Source organism: Nocardia sp. NPDC005825 (genome assembly GCF_040630175.1).
Lineage (GTDB): Bacteria > Actinomycetota > Actinomycetes > Mycobacteriales > Mycobacteriaceae > Nocardia.
The window spans coordinates 1-17297 of sequence record NZ_JBEXXC010000022.1 but is presented as its reverse complement, the minus strand read 5'-3'; the positions used below and the strand labels follow the sequence as shown (position 1 = coordinate 17297).

Below are 17297 nucleotides of genomic sequence, written 5' to 3'. Positions count from 1 at the left end.
AGGTTCGGAACCGTGACGGGCCGAATCTCCGATATCGACGGGCTCCGGGCTCTCCTTCCCGCGGGCATGGTGGTGACCGATCCGGATGTGCTGGGCGGTTATCGGCAGGACCGGGCACTGGATCCGGATGCCGGGACCGCGCTCGCGCTGGTGCGGCCGCTCACCACCGCGCAGGTCGCGGCCACCGTGCGGTGGGCGGCCGAACATCGGTTGCCGATCGTGCCGCGCGGGGCCGGCACCGGGCTCTCCGGCGGGGCCACCGCCCAGAACGGGGCGCTGCTGCTGAGCACCGAGAAGATGCGTGAGATCAGCGTCGACACCGTGACGCGGACGGCGGTGGTGCAGCCGGGACTGCTCAACGCCGAGGTGAAGCGAGCTGTCGCCGACAAGGGGCTCTGGTATCCGCCGGATCCCTCCTCCTTCGAGATCTGCTCCATCGGCGGCAACGCGGCCACCAACGCGGGCGGGCTGTGCTGCGTGAAGTACGGCGTCACAACCGATTACGTGCTCGGTATGGAAGTCGTGCTCGCCGACGGGACCGTGGTACGGCTGGGCGGGCCGCGGCTCAAGGACTCCGCGGGCCTGTCGCTGACCAAGCTGTTCGTGGGCAGTGAGGGGACGCTCGGCATCATCACCGAACTGACCCTGCGGCTGCTGCCCGCGCAACCGCCGCAGTCCACGGTGGTGGCGAGCTTCCCGACGCTCACCGCCGCCACCGACGCCATCCTGGCCATCACCGGCCAATTGCGGCCCTCCATGCTGGAATTCATGGATTCGGTGGCCATCAACGCCGTCGAGGACGAGCTGCGGATGGGGCTCGACCGGCAGGCGGCGGGACTGCTGGTGGCGCGCTCCGACGCCCCGGGCGAGCATGCCGGGCACGAGGCCGACCTCATGCTGGCGGCGTGCGAGAAGGCCGGGGCCACAGAGGCTTTCCGCACCGACGATCAGGAGGAGGGCGAAGCCTTCTGCGCGGCACGGCGATTCGCCATCCCCGCCGTGGAGCGCAAGGGGCCGCTGCTGCTCGAGGATGTCGGGGTGCCGCTGCCCCGGCTGGGGGATCTGGTCAACGGGATCGCGGAGATCGCGGCAAACCGGCGGGTCCTGATCTCCGTCATCGCGCACGCGGGCGACGGCAACACCCACCCGTTGATCGTGCACGACCCCACGGACCCGGAAGAATCCGAACGGGCCCATCTGGCATTCGGCGAGATCATGGATCTGGCCATCGCCCTGGGCGGCACCATCACCGGCGAACACGGCGTCGGCCGCCTGAAGAAGCCCTGGCTGCCCGACCAGCTCGGCCCCGATGTGATGGGCCTCACTCGCCGGATCAAGGATGCGCTGGATCCGGACGGGATACTCAATCCGGGTGCGGTGCTGTGACGGCCCCGCCGGAACAATCCGCATCACAAGGGAGTTCACACAGGTCATGAGCACCAAGCTGGAACACAATGCCGACGCGACCCGCTACGAGATCTACCTCGACGGCACGCTCGCGGGCTACGCCGACTACGCGGAGAAGGTCGACGGCGACGTCAAGGTCCGCGATATCCAGCACACCATGACCTTTCCCGAGTTCCGGGGCCGCGGCGTGGCCGCGCAGGTGGTGGAGTACGCGTTGCGGGACGCCCGCGCCGAGGGCTTCTCGATCGTCCCCACCTGCTGGTATGTGGAGAAGTACATCGGCGAGCACCCCGAATACGCCGATCTGGTGGCCTGATTCGCTAATTGGCGCGGTGGTGTCGGCGCTGCCAGACCCGGAAATGCCGGTCGGCGCTGCCCACCATCGCCTCCCCCACCTTCGCGTCGTCGAATCCCGGCAACGACTGCAACTTCGTCAGGAACACGGTGTCGGCGGCCGAGTAAGGCACCACGCACCCTTTACCGGTCGCCCCGATGAGCACGAAGAACACGTCCCCGGCGAACGGCCCGTCCGCCGCGGTGATGATGCGCACTTCCGCCAGTTCCGTCCACGCGACCTCTTCCACCCGCCCGTCGGCCAGTGTCCGCCGCACGAAGGTGTCGTTGATTTCGACTCCGGACATGGCTCCATAGTGCCCCCAGCATCCCGGCCCGAACAGCCCCCGAACCCGGGCTTCACCTGAGGAAGCGAGAAAGAAAAGCCCTGGCGAACCCCCCTGCCGCACATCGAGGGCGAACCGTTTCCCGGAGCAATTCTCCAGCTATTGAAGAGTTTTCGACGTGCCGCGATCCCGCGCGTCATCCGGGCAACCGCTGATTCGTCCACAGCGATTCACAGCAGATTCCATGCTGTGTGAAGTATTTACATTTCACCAGGCGGGTTAGTGTCCCGGAGCCCCCTCGACACAGGGGTTTTCGACAACTCGGGAGACACAATCCTTATGAAGAAGTCGGTTCTCGCTCGATCGGGCGCCGGAATCGCCGGGGCCGCGGCCGTCGCCGCCGTCACCATCGCGATGGCCCCCGCCGCCTCGGCCCAGATCGCCATCACCACCTCGACGGCCTACTGCGCCGACACCACCTACACCGTCACGCTGCCCGCGGCCGACGCCGCCGCCATGGCGAGCCAGTACGGGGACAACAACTTCGTGCTGCAGGCCACCAACACCAGCACCAATGTCACCTGGTGGTCGGCCGCGCAGGCCTCGGTCTCCGGGCAGGACCTGACCTTCCAGTGGACGCCGTCGCAGTCCATCCCGGCCTCGGGGACCGCCACCGGCACCTGGAGCCTGTTCATCACCGAGGCGCACGTCGCGGCCACCGCGCTCGGACCGGTCTCGGTCACCGTCGTGCAGACCGCGCCGCAGGGCACCACCTGCCTGCCGCAGACCAGCACCGGCAGCTCGACGCTGACGCCGCTGGGCAGCATCATCAGCAATCTGCTGAGCAGCCTCTCGGCCCAGTAGACGCGAACTTCGGTCCAGCCCAACCCTGGACCGAAGCGACCGGAGGCGGCCCGAACGAAAGTCGGTGCCGCCTCCGGGTGTTCGTCACGCCGTCCGGAACGGAATCAGCGCAGGATCTGGCGGGACATGACCAGACGCTGGATCTGGTTGGTGCCCTCGTAGATCTGGGTGATCTTGGCGTCGCGCATCATGCGCTCCACCGGGAAGTCGGTGGTGTAGCCGGCGCCACCGAAGAGCTGGACTGCATTGGTGGTGACCTCCATGGCCACATCCGAGGCGAAGCACTTGGCGGCCGCGGAGATGAAGCCCAGGTTCTTCTCGCCACGCTCGGCGCGGGCGGCCGAGGTGTACACCATGAGGCGGGCGGCCTCGACCTTCATGGCCATGTCGGCCAGCATGAACTGGGTGTTCTGGAAGTCGGCGATGGCCTTGCCGAACTGCTTGCGGTCCTTGGTGTAGGCGATCGCGGCGTCCAGCGCGCCCTGCGCCAGACCCACGGCCTGCGCGCCGATGGTCGGGCGGGTGTGGTCCAGGGTCTGCAGCGCGGTCTTGAAACCGGTGCCCGGCTCGCCGACGATGCGGTCGCCCGGAACCTTGCAGTTCTCGAAGTACAGCTCGGCGGTCGGGGAACCCTTGATGCCCAGCTTGTGCTCGAGCGGGCCGACCACGAAGCCCTCGTCGTCCTTGTGGACCATGAACGAGGAGATGCCGTTGGCGCCCTTGTCGGCGTCGGTCACGGCCATGACGGTGTACCAGTCGGACTTGCCGCCGTTGGTGATCCAGCACTTGGAGCCGTTGATGATCCAGCCGTCGCCGTCCTGACGGGCGCGGGTGCGCATGGAGGCGGCGTCGGAGCCGGCCTCACGCTCGGACAGCGCGTAGGAGGCCATCTTGCCCGCGACGATGTCGGCGAGCACCTTGGTCTTGAGCTCCTCGGAACCGTTCAGGATCAGGCCCATGGTGCCGAGCTTGTTGACGGCGGGGATCAGCGAGGAGGAACCGCAGACGCGAGCCACTTCCTCGATCACGATGCAGGTGGCGACCGAGTCGGCGCCCTGGCCGCCGTACGCCTCGGGCACGTGCACGGCGTTGAAGCCGGCCGCGTTGAGGGCGGTCAGCGCCTCCTCGGGGAAGCGGGCGTTGCCGTCCACGTCCTTCGCGTAGGGGGCGATCTCCTTCTCACACAGGCCGCGGATGGCCTCGCGCAGCTCGTGGTGGAAGTCCTCGAGCTGGAACAGGTTGAAATCGGGGTTGCCCGCCATGGGGTTGTCTCCTGGTCGTCGCCAACTTATGCGGCACTCAGTGCCATTTGAAGCCGAGTATACGCCGCGATATCGCGGCCACGTGCGAGTACTGCCTCACAAGGCCGTGGCACGCAGTGTCAAATACTCCACTGCGGTTACTTCACAGCGTATCGAGACGACGGGCCAGCAGGTCCGCGACCTGCCGAGGCGCCAGATCACGGGGGAACACCGCCACCACCATCTGATCCGCACCCGCCGCGGCCTCGCGGCCCGCTCCCCCGCGCGGGATCGCAGCCAGAGCCGACCGCAGATCCTCCGGACTGGCCGCGGACTCGCCGCGCACCATGCGGCGCAGCAGATAGTTGTGGGTCGCCGTCACCGCGGCGGTGAACTGCACCAGCGCCAGATCCGAAGTCCCCGGCAGGGTCCGGCGCAGGTAATCGGTGAACAACCGCTCGTAGCGGAACACCGTCACGATCTCGCGCTCGCGCAGGGTCGGCACCTGCCGCACCACCCCGTAGCGGCGGGCCGCGAGGTCACGCCACTGCGTGAACCGCTCGAACACCTCGACCACGGCCTCGCACACGGCATCCCAGGCATCCCCGCGCGCGGCCTCCAGGAACGCCCGCGCCTGCGTCAGCTGCGACTCGTGATCGGCGAAGACCACATCCTCCTTGGACCGGAACTGCCGGAAGAAGGTGCGCCGCGAGATCCCCGCGGCCTCCGCGATCTCGTCGACCGTCGTTGCCTCGTAACCCTTCTCGGCGAACAACCGCAGCGCCTGGTCCACCACCGTCAATCGGCGTTCGGTCGAATCCGCGTCGGCGCGCGGCCGCGCGGGCTGGTCGTTGGGCATCCGCCAACGGTAGCCCGGCGCGGGAGCCCGGTGGCTCAGCCCAGCAGTTTGGTCCGCAGCGCTTCGTCCTTCTCCAGGACGAGGGTTTCCAGGTTCGCCTGGAATCGCTCCATGCGCGAACGCAATTCGGGGTTCGCGGTGGCCAGGATGCGCGCGGCCAGCAGGCCCGCGTTGCGCGCCCCGCCGATGGAGACGGTGGCGACCGGCACACCGGCCGGCATCTGCACGATCGACAGCAGCGAGTCCATGCCGTCGAGGTACTTCAGCGGCACCGGGACGCCGATCACCGGCAGCGGGGTGGCCGAGGCGACCATGCCCGGCAGGTGCGCCGCGCCGCCCGCGCCCGCGATGATCACCTTGATGCCACGGTCCGCGGCGGTCTTGGCGTAGTCGAGCATGCGCTGCGGGGTGCGGTGCGCCGAGACCACGCCCACCTCGAAGCGGATCCCGAACTCGGCCAGCGCTTCCGCGGCGGCTTCCATGGTGGGCCAGTCGGAGTCCGACCCCATGATGAGGCCAACCTGGGCGGTGTCAGTCATGGTGCGGATCCCATCCGTCGGTCCAGATCGCGTGCGACATCCAGTGCGCCGCGCGCTCGGCTTTCTCCCGGGTCTCGGCGACGTCGTCGCCGAGGACATTGATGTGGCCGATCTTGCGGTCGGGGCGTTCGCCCTTGCCGTAGAGGTGCACCTTGGCCTCGGGGAGGCGGGCCGAAAGATGGTGCAGGCGTTCGTCCATCGACATCTCGGGGGCCTCGGGCGCGCCCAGGATGTTCGCCATCACGGTGACCGGGGCCAGCGGCCGGGTGCTGCCCAGCGGGTAGTCCAGGACCGCGCGCACATGCTGCTCGAACTGGCCGGTGCAGGCGCCGTCCATACCCCAGTGGCCGGAGTTGTGCGGACGCATCGCGAGCTCGTTGACGAGCAGGTCGCCGGAGTGGGTCTCGAACAGCTCCACCGCCATGGCGCCGGTGACGCCCAGCTCGGCGGCCAGCCGCAGGGCCAGCGCCTCGGCCTCGGTGGCCTTCGCCGACGACAGGTTCTGGGCGGGCGCGATCACGACCGCGCACTGGCCGTTGCGCTGCACGGTCTCGACCACCGGCCAGGCCGCGGCCTGACCGAACGGGGACCGCGCCACCATGGCCGAGAGTTCACGCTTCAGATCCACCTTGGCCTCGGCCATCAGCGAGACCCCGTGCGCCAGCTGGTCCTCGATGATCGGGGCGGCCTCGGCGGCGTCGGCAGGCATCCAGACGCCACGGCCGTCGTAGCCGCCGCGCACCGCCTTCAGCACGAAGGGCCAGCCGTGCTCGTCGGCGAACGCGACGGCGTCGGCGACCGAGTTCACCTCGGTGTAGGCCGGGATCGGCACATCCAGCTCGGCGAGCTTGCGGCGCATGCGCAGCTTGTCCTGCGCGAAGATCAGCGCCTGCGGTCGCGGCTGCACGTTCACGCCCTCGGCGATCAGCGCCTCGAGGTGCTCGGTGGGCACGTGCTCGTGGTCGAAGGTCAGGGCGTGCGAGCCGACCGCGGCCTTGCGCAGCGCGGTCAGATCGTGGTGGCTGCCGAGCACGACGTCCGGGGTGACCTGCGCGGCCGGGTCGTCGGGCCGTTCGGCGAGCACGCGCAGCCGCTGGCCCAGCGCGATGGCCGCCTGGTGGGTCATGCGTGCCAGCTGGCCGCCGCCGATCATGGTGACGGTGGGCATCGCGGAGGTATCGAAGGAACGGGCGCTCACGCTGCACTATGTTGTCATGACACCCACCGGCGGCTCCCCCGCGGGTCGCGTGACAGGTATCGGCGAGTCTCCCCGGAGGGTCACTGCCCCGATTTGTACCGGCCCGACACAGCCGAGTCGAGAGACGTAGACTCGCACCGTGTCATTTGTCGATGAAGTGGTCAATCGCCTGCCCGCGCCGCTGCGGGACCTCGCGGACCGCCATTACGAACTCCTCAAGTTCGCGATTGTCGGTGCGACCACGTTCGTCATCGACCTCGGAATCTTCTACGTCCTGAAATGGACGATCATGGACACCAAGCCCACGGTGGCCCGCATCATGTCGGGCATCGTCGCGGTCATCGTGTCCTACATCCTCAACCGGGAATGGACGTTCGACAAGCGCGGTGGTCGCGAGAAGCACCACGAAGCGCTGCTGTTCTTCCTGGTCAGCGGTATCGGCGTCGGCCTGGCCGCGCTACCGCTGTGGGTGTCGAGCTACGTGTTCGACCTCCGCCAGCCCAATGTGAGTTTCACCGTCGAGAACATCGCGGACTTCTTCAGCGCCTTCATCGTCGGCAACCTGCTGCAAATGGCATTCCGATTCTGGTCCATGAAGAAGTGGGTCTTCCCGGACGAAATGCAGGAACTCCAGGACGAATTCGAGGACCTGGTCAACGAAGAGCAGCTGGGTCACAGCTGAGCGTGACGGTCAGGCGGACGCCGCCTGCCGGACTTTCCCCGATTGTCGCGGTTCCACCGTGTAAGCGGGCCTGCTGAAGGACCAGCGCGAGACCCAGTCCACTGCCGGGGGTCACACTCGCCCGATAGAAGCGTTCGAAAACACGCTCGCGGTCCGCGGCGGGAATGCCGCCGCCATTGTCGTCGATGGTGAGGATCGCGACACCGCCCTCGGAGCGCGCCGCGATCTCGATGCGATCGGCCGCGCCGTGCCGGACCGCGTTGGCGACGGCATTGTCGACGACCGAGCGCAGGCCCGCGGCCAGGCCGCGCAGGCGGATCGGCTCGACCGCGTCGGCCACGATGGTCACCCCGGGATACTGCCGCCGGGCATCGTCCACCACCTGGTCGACCACCTCCCCCAGATCGAGATCCGCCCAATCGGATTCGGTGGTGAGATCGCCCACCGCGAGTCGTTCCAGCGCGTGCAGCGTGGCCTCGACCGAACTCTGCGCACTCAGCACGTCGTCGAGGATCTCCGCGCGTTCGGTCTCCGAGAGCGGCATGGACCGCAGTACCTGCAGATCGGTGCGCATGGCGGTGAGCGGGGTCCGTAATTCGTGCGCGGCGGTGGCGGCGAAATCGCGGGCGGTGACCAATGCCTCGTCGGTGTGCCGGCGCTCGGTGGCGATGCGACCCAGCATGGTGTTCATGGCCTGCGCCAATTCCGTTGTCTCACTGGCCACGGGGTGGCGCGGGGTCTCCACCGCCAGGCCCTCGCCGAGCCCGGCCGTCGCCGCGGTCAACCGGCGCAGCGGGACCACCGCGCGATGCGCGGCCAGCCAGCCCAGCACCGCCGCCAGCGCCACCCCGGCGACGCCGATCAGCACGATCCGGATGCGTTGCCGGGTGGCCGAATCCGAGGCGACCTCGGTGGGAACGGTCAGCGCGACCGGCTCGCCGTTCAAGGCCACGGTGCGCGAGAACTCCGCATTCGGATTGCCCGGATCGATGCGGGTGATGAGCAGGCCCGGCGACGGGGAGGTCGGCAGCGCCGGCAAGGCGGTCGGCAGCGGCGCCGGAGTGCCCGGCACCGGTTGCGCGGGAACACCCGGTTCCGGCGGGTGCACGGTGTCGGCGGGTGCCAGCGCGATCGCACTCACGATGCGGCCCACCTGATTCGACGCCTCCGCGGGCGCGAACGCGAACAGCACCACCGACATGACCGCCACCACCACCGCCGCCGTCGCCGCACTGGCCAACGCCACCCGGGCGCGCAGGGACAGTGCCATCCCGCCGGGGAGGGACTGAGCCACCCGGCCGCGCAGCCGCGGTCGGCGGATCACGGTTCGGTCCGCAGGACGAATCCGACACCGCGCACGGTGTGGATCAGGCGCGGGCAGCCGGTGTCCTCGAGCTTGCGGCGCAGGTAGGAGACGAACACATCGACCACCTTGGTCTGGGTTTCGAAGTCGTAGCCCCACACGCGATCCAGCAGCTGGGCCCGCGAGAAGACCTGCCCGGGCGCCGAGGCCAGCGCGGCGAGCAGATCGAATTCGCGTTTGGTCAGGTCGAGCGGACGGCCGTCGATGGAGGCGCGCCGCGCGCCCGGCAGCACGGTCAGCGGGCCCACCACGATCCGATCGTCGGCGACGTGCGCGGGCGCGGGAGCCCGGCGCAGCATGGCGCGCAACCGGGCCACCAGCTCACCGAGGTCGAAGGGTTTGGTCAGGTAGTCGTCGGCCCCGGCTTCGAGCGCGTCGATGCGGTCGGTGACCTCCGCGCGGGCGCTGAGCACACAGATCGGGATGTCGTTGCCGAGCGCGCGCAGGGCCGTGACCACGCCCACCCCGTCCAGATTCGGCATGTTCAGGTCCAGCAGCACCGCCTGCGGGGCGTCAGTGGTGATGTGGCGCAGCGCGGCAGCCCCGTCCGCCGCGGTCTCGACCTCGAAACCGGACATCCGGAGCCCCCGCGCCACCGAGGCCAGCACCCTGGCGTCGTCATCCACGATCAGAATCCGGGGACCCGTCATGGGATCAGACGATACGGGCGCGGACCGAGAGAACCCGATCAGCGAATCGGGTCGATCACGATGGTGTCGGACGGCGCGTGACCGTCCGGCACCGTCACCACCGGACCGCCCGGGAAGTGCGCGCCCGGCTGCGCCGGGAGGGCGGGCACGCCCGGGCCGATCGGCTCGCCGGGCTGGAGCCGGCGCACGGTGACATTGCCGTCTCGGTCCTTGATGATCACCATGCCGGGCTCGGACGGGGTGCCCGGCAGGGCGGGCAGGGCCGGCAGGGCCGGCCCGAGCGGCAGGGCGGGCTGGGTGGCGAGGGCCGGGCCCGCATTGCCCGTATCCGCCGCTCCGGCAATCGAATCGGGAGTGTCCGCGGAGGCGGTGGCGGGCAGGGCCAGCACGGTGAGGGCGGCCGCCCCGACGACTCCGGCGGTCACGGTGCGGCGAACGGTGGACGTGGGCATGGGATCTCCTGTTCTTCGTCGACGATCGCTCGTCGGTTCCTGATGACGGGACCCAACGTAGGAACCGAGTTCTCAGGGCCGGATAACGAAGAGTTAGAGAACCGATAGAAGAATCAGCGCGGCTCGGTGCCCGCCGGGATCGGCCGCGACGCCACCCCCGACGAGCCGAGGAACACCGCGAACAGGGCGGGGCGGCGGCGCTGCAGCTCCAGTCGCCCGCCGTCGGCCTCGATGAGCGCGCGGGCCAGGGCCAGCCCCACACCGGTGGACCCCGCCGCCGAGAAGCCGCGGTCGAAGATGTGCGGCGCCAGCTCATCTCGCACCCCGTCGCCCTCGTCGGCGACCTCCACCACCACCAGCGGTTCGCTGTCGTCCATGCGGCCCGCCACCGTGCGCACCGACACCGTGCAGGTGCCGCCGCCGTGCATGAGCGCGTTGTCGACCAGCACCGCCAGCGCCTCCCGCAGGCGCGAACCGGTCACCGGCGCCTTCAGGGTCGGGTCGCCGAGCAGCACCAGTTTGCGGCCGGCCTCGGCGAAGGGATGCCGCCATTCCGCTACGACACTGCGCAATTCGGCCACCACGGGCAGCGGATCGCGTTCGGCCGCGCCCTCGTCGCGGGAGGCGCGGACCAGTTCGTCGATGGCGTCGGTGAGCCGATCCACCTGCGCCATGGCCTCTTCCGCCTCGTGCACCACGGCCGGATCGGCGTGCGCGGACAGTTCGTCCAGGCGCAGCCGCACCGCGGTGAGCCGGCTGCGCAGCTGATGCGAGACGTCGGCGACCAGCGCGTGCTCGCGTTGCAGCCGGCCCGCGATCTCCACCGTGGCCGAATCCAGCACGTCGGAGACGCGATCCAGTTCGGTGATGCCGTGCCGGCGCGGGTCGGCGCGGAAGTCGCCCATGGCCAGCCGGGCCGCGCGGGCCGCCACGTCCCGCAGCGGGTCGGCCACCCGGCGCGCGGTCACCACCGCCACCGCGATGCCCGCGCCCAGCGAGATGAGCACCAGGCCCAGCACCGCGCCGAGCGCCTGCCGCTGCATGGAATGCATGGGGGCGGAAGGGATCTCGAGGCGCAGCGAGCCGTTGATGCCCATCGACCAGGACTCGGCCAGCGGATCGGCCACCGTCTCCGCGCCGATGTCGATCTTCTTGTTGTTCTCCGACTGGGTCGGATAGATGATGGTCAGCTTGCCGTTGGCCGGGATCAGCAGCCGCACCGCCTTGGTGTCCAGTTCGCCGTACACCATGCCGTCGTGCTCCTGCCGCATCACCTCTTCGGAGATGCTGTTGAGCCGGTTGCGCAGCTCGTTGCGGCTGATGTCCTCGACCCACTTCCAGGCCGTGAACGCCAGCGGCACACCGAGAACCAGGGTGGTGAGGGTCAGCGCGGCCACCATGGACAGCAGGATCCTGCGTCTCATCGTCGAGATGCCTCGCTTCGCCGGGGCTTCGGGGTTCACACGCGCACGGAACAGCACAACAGATCAGATCAGCAGAGATTCCAACGGCTAGTCGGTATTGAAGCGGAAGCCTACGCCGCGCACGGTCACGATACGCCGCTCGGCCACCGGACCCTCGTCACCGATCTTGCGGCGCAGCCACGACATATGCATGTCCAGGGTCTTGGAGCCGCGCAGATCCGCGTCCCCCCACACCTCGCGCAGGATGGTCTCGCGCGAGACCACCTGCCCGGCGCGGTCGATGAGCACCTTCAGCAGCTCGTACTCCTTGTTGGCGAGGTTCACCTCGATGCCGTTCACCAGCACCCGGCGCGCCGCCGGCTCCAGCCGGATACCGCCCACCTCGACCGCCTCGTCGCCGATTCCGCTGCGGCGCAACAGCGCCCGCACCCGGGCCAGCAGTTCGGCCAGCCGGAACGGCTTGCCCACATAGTCGTCGGCGCCCGCGTCCAGGCCGACTACGAAGTCCACCTCGTCGGTGCGCGCGGTCAACATCAGCACCGCCAGCTCCGCGCCGCGCGCCCGCACCTGACGGCACACCTCGAGCCCGTCCATGCCGGGTAGCCCGAGATCCAGGATGAGCAGGTCGTGACCGCCCTCGAGCGCTCGCTCGAGCACCGCGGGACCATAACTCTCCACGGTCACCGAATAGCCCTCACGGCCCAGCGCCCGCGACAGCGGCGCGGCGATGGCCTCGTCGTCTTCGGCCAGCAAAACTGCGGTCACGGTATCAGCCTACGGGTACGCACCGGCGGAACCCTAGAAGCCGCCGCCGTTCGGATTCTTCTGCACCACATCGAAGACCTGGTGGTAGAGCAGGTTGTGCACCCGCTGCACATGCGGAATGTCGTCGTACTCCAGCGGATCCTCCGACGCCGACCCGATGATCAGGGTGCCGGTGCCCAGCATGCGGTCGAACAACCCATGGCGGAACTGCACATTCGAGATCCGGTTCATCGGAATGTCGATGCCGGTGTGGGTGAGCACGCCCTGCCGGATCAGCACCCGCCGATCGGTCACGATGAAATGCGTCGATTTCCATCGGATCAGCGGAGCGACGCTGCGCCACAGCACGATCCCCGCCCACAGCGCGAGAATGCCGAGGAGCAGGCCGGTTCGGAGGCCGTCGTCGGTATTACGCGCCGCCACCCCGGCGCCGAATCCGGCCAAAGCCGTGATCAGGATGAAAGTCACAGCGGGCCAGAACAACATCTTCCAATGCGGATGGCGATGTAGGAGCAGCACCTCTTCGGGGGCCAGTGCCTCCTCCGGATAACCCATGCCGAAACCCTATCCCGCCGAGATGCCGGAATGCCTCACGCGGCTCCGGGGACCGGGGCACAATCGTGCGGTTGCCGGTAGCATCGTCGGCACGCGTTTGCCGTTCGTCATCAGCAGGCTTCACCCGGTGTGCAAGACACAGGAGGCGTGTGTGACCCGAGAGTTGACGCAATACCAGATACTCCGCGAGCTCGAACCCGTTGCCGAAGAGAACCTGAACCGGCATCTGTCGATGGCCAAGGATTGGCACCCGCACGACTACGTGCCGTGGGACCAGGGCCGCAATTTCGCCGCCATGGGCGGCGAGGACTGGGATCCGTCGCAGTCCACGCTGTCCGAGGTCGCCAAGGTCTCGATGATCACCAATCTGCTCACCGAGGACAACCTGCCCTCCTACCACCGTGAGATCGCCGAGAACTTCACCCAGGACGGCGCCTGGGGCACCTGGGTCGGCCGCTGGACCGCCGAGGAGAACCGCCACGGCATCGTCATGCGCGACTACCTGGTGGTGACCCGCGGCGTGGACCCGGTCGCCCTCGAGCAGGCGCGCATGATCCACATGACCGGTGGCGCGCAGTCGCCCGACGAGTGGGGCGGTTTCCTCGACAATGTCGCGTATGTGACGTTCCAGGAGCTGGCCACCCGCGTCTCCCACCGCAATACCGGCCGCGTCTGCGACGACCCCATCGCCGACCGCATGCTGCAGCGCATCGCCGCCGACGAGAACCTGCACATGATCTTCTACCGCACCCTGTGCGGCGCGGGCCTGGACCTGGTTCCGGATCAGGCGATCGACGCCATCACCCGGGTGCTCACCGGTTTCGTCATGCCCGGATCGGGCATGCCCAACTTCCGCCGCAACGGCGCGCTGATGGCCAAGCACGGCATCTACGACCTGCGCCAGCACCTCGACGAGGTGGTCGCGCCGGTACTCAAGAACTGGAATGTCTTCGAACGCAACGACTTCGGTCCGGCCGGTGAGCAGGCGCGCGAGAAGCTGGCCGAATACATGGAAAAACTGGGCAAGGACGTCGTCAAGTTCGAGGAACAGCGCGACCGCCTGCTGGCGCGGGAAGCCGCCCGCGGGGAGCTGCAGACCGCATGACCGTCACCCGCGTGCGGCGCGGGTGAAATAAATTCGGTTCGCTATGGTAGTCCCCCAGTGTGACGAGAGGAACTCCGTTGGGGGATGGCTATCTGGGCCGATACCGCCTCGACGAACTGCTCGGCAGCGGCGGGTCGGCGGAAGTGTGGCGTGCCCACGACACCGCGACGGATCGCACCGTCGCGCTGAAGCTGCTGGCGCCCGTGCTGACCGCCGACCCCGAATACCGGGAACGGTTCGAACGAGAGGCGCGGGCCGCTTCGATGCTGCACGGACCCCACGTGGTGGCCGTGCACACCTACGGCGAGCTCGAGGGGCGACTGTTCATCGAGTCCGAGTTCGTCGACGGCCTCGATATCGAAGCCCTGCTCGAATGGGAGGGGCCGATGGCCCCGGACGCGGCCGTCGGGCTGATCGCGCAGGTCGCCTGCGCCCTCGACGAGGCCCATGCCGCCGGGCTGGTGCACCGCGACGTCAAACCGCAGAACATCATCGTGGCGCCCGACGACGTCGCCTATCTGATCGACTTCGGCACCGCGCTGCAGGACGGGCAGACCGCCATCACCCAGACCGGCATGCTGGTGGGCACGCCCGCCTACATGGCGCCCGAACGCTTCGACGGCACCGTCTCGGTCCGCTCGGACATCTACTCGCTGGCGTGCGTCCTCTACGAATGCCTCACCGGGGAGCGGCCTTTCCGGGTCAAGAACCCCGCGCAGCTCATGCGCGCCCATCTGGAGCGGGTGCCGGAACCGCCGTCCGCGCGCTCCCCCGATGTCCCCGCGGCCCTCGACCGCGTCGTCGCGCAGGGGCTGGCCAAGAATCCGGCCGAACGGTACGCCACCGCAGGCGAATTCGCGGACGCCGCCCGCGCGGCGCTCACCGAGTCGGCAGTCCCCGCGGCCGCCGCCGAGCCGGAAGCCGACGACCGGGCCACCGTGAGCATTCCGATGCCCCGCCCGCCCGCTCCGGCGAAAACCACCGCCGGACAGCGCAACTCACCCGAACCCGACCCGGACACGCGAACCGTCGCGCTGCCGATGGCATCACTCACCGCCGCGCCCCCGCCTGTCCGCGGCTGGACGAGACAGCGCAAACTAGCCGCCGCCGGGGTCGCCGTCGCGGCGCTGGTACTGGGCGTGGTCTGGATCAACGGGAGCTCCGCCGACACCGAGCCCCGGCACACGCGGGTACCCGGCACGATCGCGAAAACGCCGGTTCAGGAGCCGATTCCGACGACGACCGAACAGCCGGTGCAGGAGCAGCTCCCGCCGCCGGAGCCGAGCGAACCGGTCGCCCCCGAACAGCCCGCACCGGTCGGGCCCGTCATTCCGCTGCCGACCGTGCCGTGGAACCTGCCCGGCCTCCCCGACCTGTCCAATATCCCGAATCCCGACCTGTGGCCCGACACCAATCCCCGCAAGCCGGGCGGCGCCCGCCCGCACGGCGGCGGGAACAAGCAGTAGCGAATCCGGGTGCGGCGGAACAGCTTCCGCTCAGTACTCGGCGCGCAGGTGCGTGACGTCACCGGCCGAGACGGCGCGGTCGCCGACCAGCAGGCGGCCGTTCTCGTCGATACCGGTGGCGACTCCGGTGAGCACCTCGCCGCCCGGCAGTTCCGCGCGAACCTGCGCACCGAGGGTGGCGCAGCGTTCCCGGTAGGCGGCCGCCAGCTCGGTGATGTCCCAGCCCGCGGCCTCCCAGACGGTGAAGCGGCGCGCGAACTCACGCAACATGGCCTGGGCCAGCGCGGTCCGATCGACGTCGGGCGCGCCCGCCAGCAGCAGCGAGGTGCCGTGCGGGACGGGCAGTTCGGCATCGGTGAGCGAGACGTTCAGGCCGACGCCCACCACCACCGCCGGATCCGGGCCCACGGCCGCGATCTCGGCCAGGATGCCGGCCAGCTTGCGCCCGTCCACCAGCACGTCGTTGGGCCACTTGAGGACCGCCTTCAAACCGGTCTCGGCCCGCACCGCGTCCACCACGGCGATCCCGGTGAGCAGCGGCAGCCAGCCCAGCACCGCCGGGTCGATGCCGCGCACCCGCACCAGCACCGACATGGCGATCTGCGCCCGCGCGGGGCTCACCCACTGCCGGTCGTGGCGGCCGCGGCCGTGCTCTTGCGCCTCGGCGATCAGCACCAGCCGATCGGCACTCGAATCCGCGGCCCGCGCAACCAGATCCGCGTTGGTCGAACCGGTCGACTCGACCACCTCGATGGCCGAGAAGAATCCCAGCTCCGGCGACTCGGCAATGCTCCGGCGCAGTACATCGGCGTCCAGCGGCGACCTCTCCATGACCGGAACGCTACTCTCCCGCGAAACGCGAGAGGGGCGGGCCCGTATCGGACCCGCCCCGGCGCGTCGCCGCGCTAACGCCCCGCAGGCGCGGCGTCCGTCATGGACGCGAGCGCGAGGAACAGCTCGGCGAGGGCGCGCTCGGAAATATCCTCGTACGCGCCGTCCGCCTCCCCGCACTCGTCGTCGGTCTCGTCGAATGCCGGGTCGGTCACGGTCGGTTCCGGGTCGCGTATCCGCCACGCGGTGAACGATCCCGCCGCCGCCCGTTCAGCCTGGTGTCTGCTCCATTCCCACATAACCGCCTCCCCTGGTCGTCGGTTCCGGATGCGATTCCAGACTGACGCACGACAGGGGCCGGGCACGAGTGATTTTCCGGCGGAAGAACACGATTACCGCTGGTGAACAGATGTTTTCGGGAGTTCGATCAGATTTCCGGACCGGACAGCCGGACGACATCTCAGGCGTCGACGGGCTCCAGGCCGAGCGCGCCCGCGGTGAAACGGCGGACCGAGACCAGGCCGTCCTCGAGGGCGGAGTCGTATCCGGTACGGGCCCAGCCGGTCACGGTCGCGGTGCCGTCGGCATTGGGGCGCACGCCGATCTCGGCGACCAGTTCGGCGGTGGTGGGCACGCACACCGCCCACGAGAAGTGGCTCTCGTCGGCCCATTCCGCGGTGCGGCGCTCCACATAGCCGGGGTCGGTGATGCCGCCGTCGGCCAGGGCTGGGCGGTCGTCGATGCGCTCGTCGGCGCGCAGGGCCCGCAGATACCAGCTGCCCGCGTTGATCTCGATGGGTTCCATCAGTCCTCCTGTCCGCGGTCGAGCCGCCGCCGTCGATCCCGGCGCTCGCCCCGCCTGCGGCGTTCCCGGCCGCTCTCCCCGAACAGCACCGCGCCCGCCAGCGGGATGAGCAGGAACACCCACCACTGGTGCGTCACGAAGAACAGGATCACCGCGAGGATCGGGATGACCGGCATGATCCGCTCGGGCGGAATCGACCCGAACGGCATCCGGCGCGGCGCCGGAGCGGGCTTGTCCGCCACCGGTTCCGGCAGATCGGTGAACACCTGCTCCAGGTCGCCACGGGTCAGCGCCGCGGCCACGACGCCACTGCGTTCGTCGAACTCGGCCACGCTGAGCCGTCCCGCCGCGAAGTGGTCCGACAGCCGTTTCATCGCGTCCTCGCGCTCGACGGTGCCGATACGGATCTCCGGTGGTTCAGCCATGCCACGACATTAGCGCGAGTGGCGGGGGGGCAGCTGGGGTGGGGGC

Annotated in this window: 20 protein-coding genes and 1 pseudogene; 6 read left to right on the top strand and 15 right to left on the bottom strand. The window is 69.2% G+C overall.

The annotated features are described in order from the left end of the window. Positions 1-66 precede the first annotated feature (66 nt). Together ABZ382_RS34120 and ABZ382_RS34115 are read left to right on the top strand one after the other, a co-directional pair. Positions 67-1386, top strand: a complete 1320-nt coding sequence (locus ABZ382_RS34120; RefSeq protein ID WP_357097799.1) for an FAD-linked oxidase C-terminal domain-containing protein — start codon at positions 67-69, stop codon at positions 1384-1386. A 46-nt stretch (positions 1387-1432) separates the two neighbouring features. After that, a complete protein-coding gene (locus ABZ382_RS34115; protein ID WP_357097674.1) occupies positions 1433-1723 on the top strand; it encodes a GNAT family N-acetyltransferase in 291 nt (96 codons plus the stop codon). A 4-nt stretch (positions 1724-1727) separates the two neighbouring features. Here ABZ382_RS34115 and ABZ382_RS34110 read toward each other — a convergent pair whose 3' ends face one another. Then, a complete protein-coding gene (locus tag ABZ382_RS34110) occupies positions 1728-2048 on the bottom strand; it encodes a hypothetical protein (protein ID WP_357097672.1) in 321 nt (106 codons plus the stop codon). A 318-nt stretch (positions 2049-2366) separates the two neighbouring features. Between ABZ382_RS34110 and ABZ382_RS34105 the strand changes: the two genes are divergently transcribed. Beyond that, on the top strand, positions 2367-2891 hold the full coding sequence (locus ABZ382_RS34105; RefSeq protein ID WP_357097670.1) for a hypothetical protein: 525 nt from the start codon (positions 2367-2369) through the stop codon (positions 2889-2891). A gap of 104 nt (positions 2892-2995) precedes the next feature. Here the strand turns inward: ABZ382_RS34105 and ABZ382_RS34100 are convergent, their stop codons facing one another. The 4 genes from ABZ382_RS34100 to ABZ382_RS34085 form a co-directional block, all read right to left on the bottom strand. After that, positions 2996-4153, bottom strand: a complete 1158-nt coding sequence (locus ABZ382_RS34100) for an acyl-CoA dehydrogenase (protein ID WP_357097668.1) — start codon at positions 4151-4153, stop codon at positions 2996-2998. 142 nt (positions 4154-4295) lie between these two features. Next, positions 4296-4991 carry a TetR family transcriptional regulator gene (locus ABZ382_RS34095; protein WP_357097666.1) on the bottom strand — a complete coding sequence of 232 codons (696 nt, stop codon included), beginning with the start codon at positions 4989-4991 and terminating at the stop codon, positions 4296-4298. A gap of 35 nt (positions 4992-5026) precedes the next feature. Beyond that, positions 5027-5530: a 5-(carboxyamino)imidazole ribonucleotide mutase gene (gene purE, locus ABZ382_RS34090; RefSeq protein ID WP_357097664.1), complete on the bottom strand. Its 504-nt coding sequence runs from the start codon at positions 5528-5530 to the stop codon at positions 5027-5029. Further along, complete coding sequence (locus ABZ382_RS34085) at positions 5523-6698, bottom strand: 5-(carboxyamino)imidazole ribonucleotide synthase (RefSeq protein WP_357097797.1); 1176 nt, start codon at positions 6696-6698, stop codon at positions 5523-5525. The genes purE and ABZ382_RS34085 overlap by 8 nt, the downstream gene beginning before the upstream one ends. A gap of 169 nt (positions 6699-6867) precedes the next feature. On the opposite strand from ABZ382_RS34085, the pseudogene ABZ382_RS34080 reads away from it, so the two are divergent. Beyond that, positions 6868-7347, top strand: a pseudogene (locus ABZ382_RS34080) (GtrA family protein); the annotation flags it as partial. A gap of 34 nt (positions 7348-7381) precedes the next feature. Here the strand turns inward: ABZ382_RS34080 and ABZ382_RS34075 are convergent. The 6 genes from ABZ382_RS34075 to ABZ382_RS34050 form a co-directional block, all read right to left on the bottom strand. Further along, complete coding sequence (locus ABZ382_RS34075; RefSeq protein ID WP_357097662.1) at positions 7382-8734, bottom strand: HAMP domain-containing sensor histidine kinase; 1353 nt, start codon at positions 8732-8734, stop codon at positions 7382-7384. Further along, complete coding sequence (locus ABZ382_RS34070) at positions 8731-9423, bottom strand: response regulator transcription factor (RefSeq protein WP_357097661.1); 693 nt, start codon at positions 9421-9423, stop codon at positions 8731-8733. The genes ABZ382_RS34075 and ABZ382_RS34070 overlap by 4 nt, the downstream gene beginning before the upstream one ends. Positions 9424-9461: 38 nt before the next feature. Further along, entirely contained in the window at positions 9462-9875 is a 414-nt protein-coding gene (locus ABZ382_RS34065; RefSeq protein WP_357097659.1) for a hypothetical protein, read from the bottom strand. Positions 9876-9988: 113 nt separating this feature from the next. Further along, positions 9989-11299 (bottom strand): HAMP domain-containing sensor histidine kinase, encoded by a 1311-nt coding sequence (locus tag ABZ382_RS34060; RefSeq protein WP_357097657.1) that lies wholly within the window; start codon positions 11297-11299, stop codon positions 9989-9991. Between the two features lie 87 nt (positions 11300-11386). Further along, the gene (locus tag ABZ382_RS34055; protein WP_040805082.1) at positions 11387-12064 is read right to left on the bottom strand and encodes a response regulator transcription factor; all 678 of its coding nucleotides are present in this window, start codon (positions 12062-12064) and stop codon (positions 11387-11389) included. 33 nt (positions 12065-12097) lie between these two features. Beyond that, positions 12098-12619: a PH domain-containing protein gene (locus tag ABZ382_RS34050; protein ID WP_357097655.1), complete on the bottom strand. Its 522-nt coding sequence runs from the start codon at positions 12617-12619 to the stop codon at positions 12098-12100. Between the two features lie 151 nt (positions 12620-12770). Here ABZ382_RS34050 and ABZ382_RS34045 point away from each other — a divergent pair, with 151 nt between their 5' ends. Then, positions 12771-13724, top strand: a complete 954-nt coding sequence (locus ABZ382_RS34045) for an acyl-ACP desaturase (RefSeq protein ID WP_357097653.1) — start codon at positions 12771-12773, stop codon at positions 13722-13724. Between the two features lie 59 nt (positions 13725-13783). Next, positions 13784-15190 carry a protein kinase gene (locus ABZ382_RS34040; RefSeq protein ID WP_357097651.1) on the top strand — a complete coding sequence of 469 codons (1407 nt, stop codon included), beginning with the start codon at positions 13784-13786 and terminating at the stop codon, positions 15188-15190. 30 nt (positions 15191-15220) lie between these two features. Here the strand turns inward: ABZ382_RS34040 and ABZ382_RS34035 are convergent, their stop codons facing one another. The 4 genes from ABZ382_RS34035 to ABZ382_RS34020 all read right to left on the bottom strand — a co-directional run bounded on the left by ABZ382_RS34035 (position 15221) and on the right by ABZ382_RS34020 (position 17251). Further along, a complete protein-coding gene (locus ABZ382_RS34035; protein ID WP_357097650.1) occupies positions 15221-16021 on the bottom strand; it encodes a biotin--[acetyl-CoA-carboxylase] ligase in 801 nt (266 codons plus the stop codon). A gap of 74 nt (positions 16022-16095) precedes the next feature. Beyond that, positions 16096-16320 carry a hypothetical protein gene (locus ABZ382_RS34030; RefSeq protein ID WP_357097648.1) on the bottom strand — a complete coding sequence of 75 codons (225 nt, stop codon included), beginning with the start codon at positions 16318-16320 and terminating at the stop codon, positions 16096-16098. 161 nt (positions 16321-16481) lie between these two features. Next, positions 16482-16826 (bottom strand): hypothetical protein, encoded by a 345-nt coding sequence (locus ABZ382_RS34025; protein WP_357097646.1) that lies wholly within the window; start codon positions 16824-16826, stop codon positions 16482-16484. Then, on the bottom strand, positions 16826-17251 hold the full coding sequence (locus ABZ382_RS34020) for a DUF1707 domain-containing protein (RefSeq protein WP_357097644.1): 426 nt from the start codon (positions 17249-17251) through the stop codon (positions 16826-16828). Before ABZ382_RS34020 ends, ABZ382_RS34025 begins: the two co-directional genes overlap by 1 nt. Positions 17252-17297: the final 46 nt, after the last annotated feature.

Bases quoted from the DNA above. Each gene is read 5' to 3' on its own strand.
- ABZ382_RS34120 (WP_357097799.1), top strand. From the start codon at position 67: ATGGTGGTGACCGATCCGGATGTGCTGGGCGGTTATCGGCAGGACCGG.
- ABZ382_RS34115 (WP_357097674.1), top strand. From the start codon at position 1,433: ATGAGCACCAAGCTGGAACACAATGCCGACGCGACCCGCTACGAGATC.
- ABZ382_RS34110 (WP_357097672.1), bottom strand. From the start codon at position 2,048: ATGTCCGGAGTCGAAATCAACGACACCTTCGTGCGGCGGACACTGGCC.
- ABZ382_RS34105 (WP_357097670.1), top strand. From the start codon at position 2,367: ATGAAGAAGTCGGTTCTCGCTCGATCGGGCGCCGGAATCGCCGGGGCC.
- ABZ382_RS34100 (WP_357097668.1), bottom strand. From the start codon at position 4,153: ATGGCGGGCAACCCCGATTTCAACCTGTTCCAGCTCGAGGACTTCCAC.
- ABZ382_RS34095 (WP_357097666.1), bottom strand. From the start codon at position 4,991: ATGCCCAACGACCAGCCCGCGCGGCCGCGCGCCGACGCGGATTCGACC.
- purE (WP_357097664.1), bottom strand. From the start codon at position 5,530: ATGACTGACACCGCCCAGGTTGGCCTCATCATGGGGTCGGACTCCGAC.
- ABZ382_RS34085 (WP_357097797.1), bottom strand. From the start codon at position 6,698: ATGCCCACCGTCACCATGATCGGCGGCGGCCAGCTGGCACGCATGACC.
- ABZ382_RS34070 (WP_357097661.1), bottom strand. From the start codon at position 9,423: ATGACGGGTCCCCGGATTCTGATCGTGGATGACGACGCCAGGGTGCTG.
- ABZ382_RS34065 (WP_357097659.1), bottom strand. From the start codon at position 9,875: ATGCCCACGTCCACCGTTCGCCGCACCGTGACCGCCGGAGTCGTCGGG.
- ABZ382_RS34060 (WP_357097657.1), bottom strand. From the start codon at position 11,299: ATGAGACGCAGGATCCTGCTGTCCATGGTGGCCGCGCTGACCCTCACC.
- ABZ382_RS34050 (WP_357097655.1), bottom strand. From the start codon at position 12,619: ATGGGTTATCCGGAGGAGGCACTGGCCCCCGAAGAGGTGCTGCTCCTA.
- ABZ382_RS34035 (WP_357097650.1), bottom strand. From the start codon at position 16,021: ATGGAGAGGTCGCCGCTGGACGCCGATGTACTGCGCCGGAGCATTGCC.
- ABZ382_RS34030 (WP_357097648.1), bottom strand. From the start codon at position 16,320: ATGTGGGAATGGAGCAGACACCAGGCTGAACGGGCGGCGGCGGGATCG.
- ABZ382_RS34025 (WP_357097646.1), bottom strand. From the start codon at position 16,826: ATGGAACCCATCGAGATCAACGCGGGCAGCTGGTATCTGCGGGCCCTG.
- ABZ382_RS34020 (WP_357097644.1), bottom strand. From the start codon at position 17,251: ATGGCTGAACCACCGGAGATCCGTATCGGCACCGTCGAGCGCGAGGAC.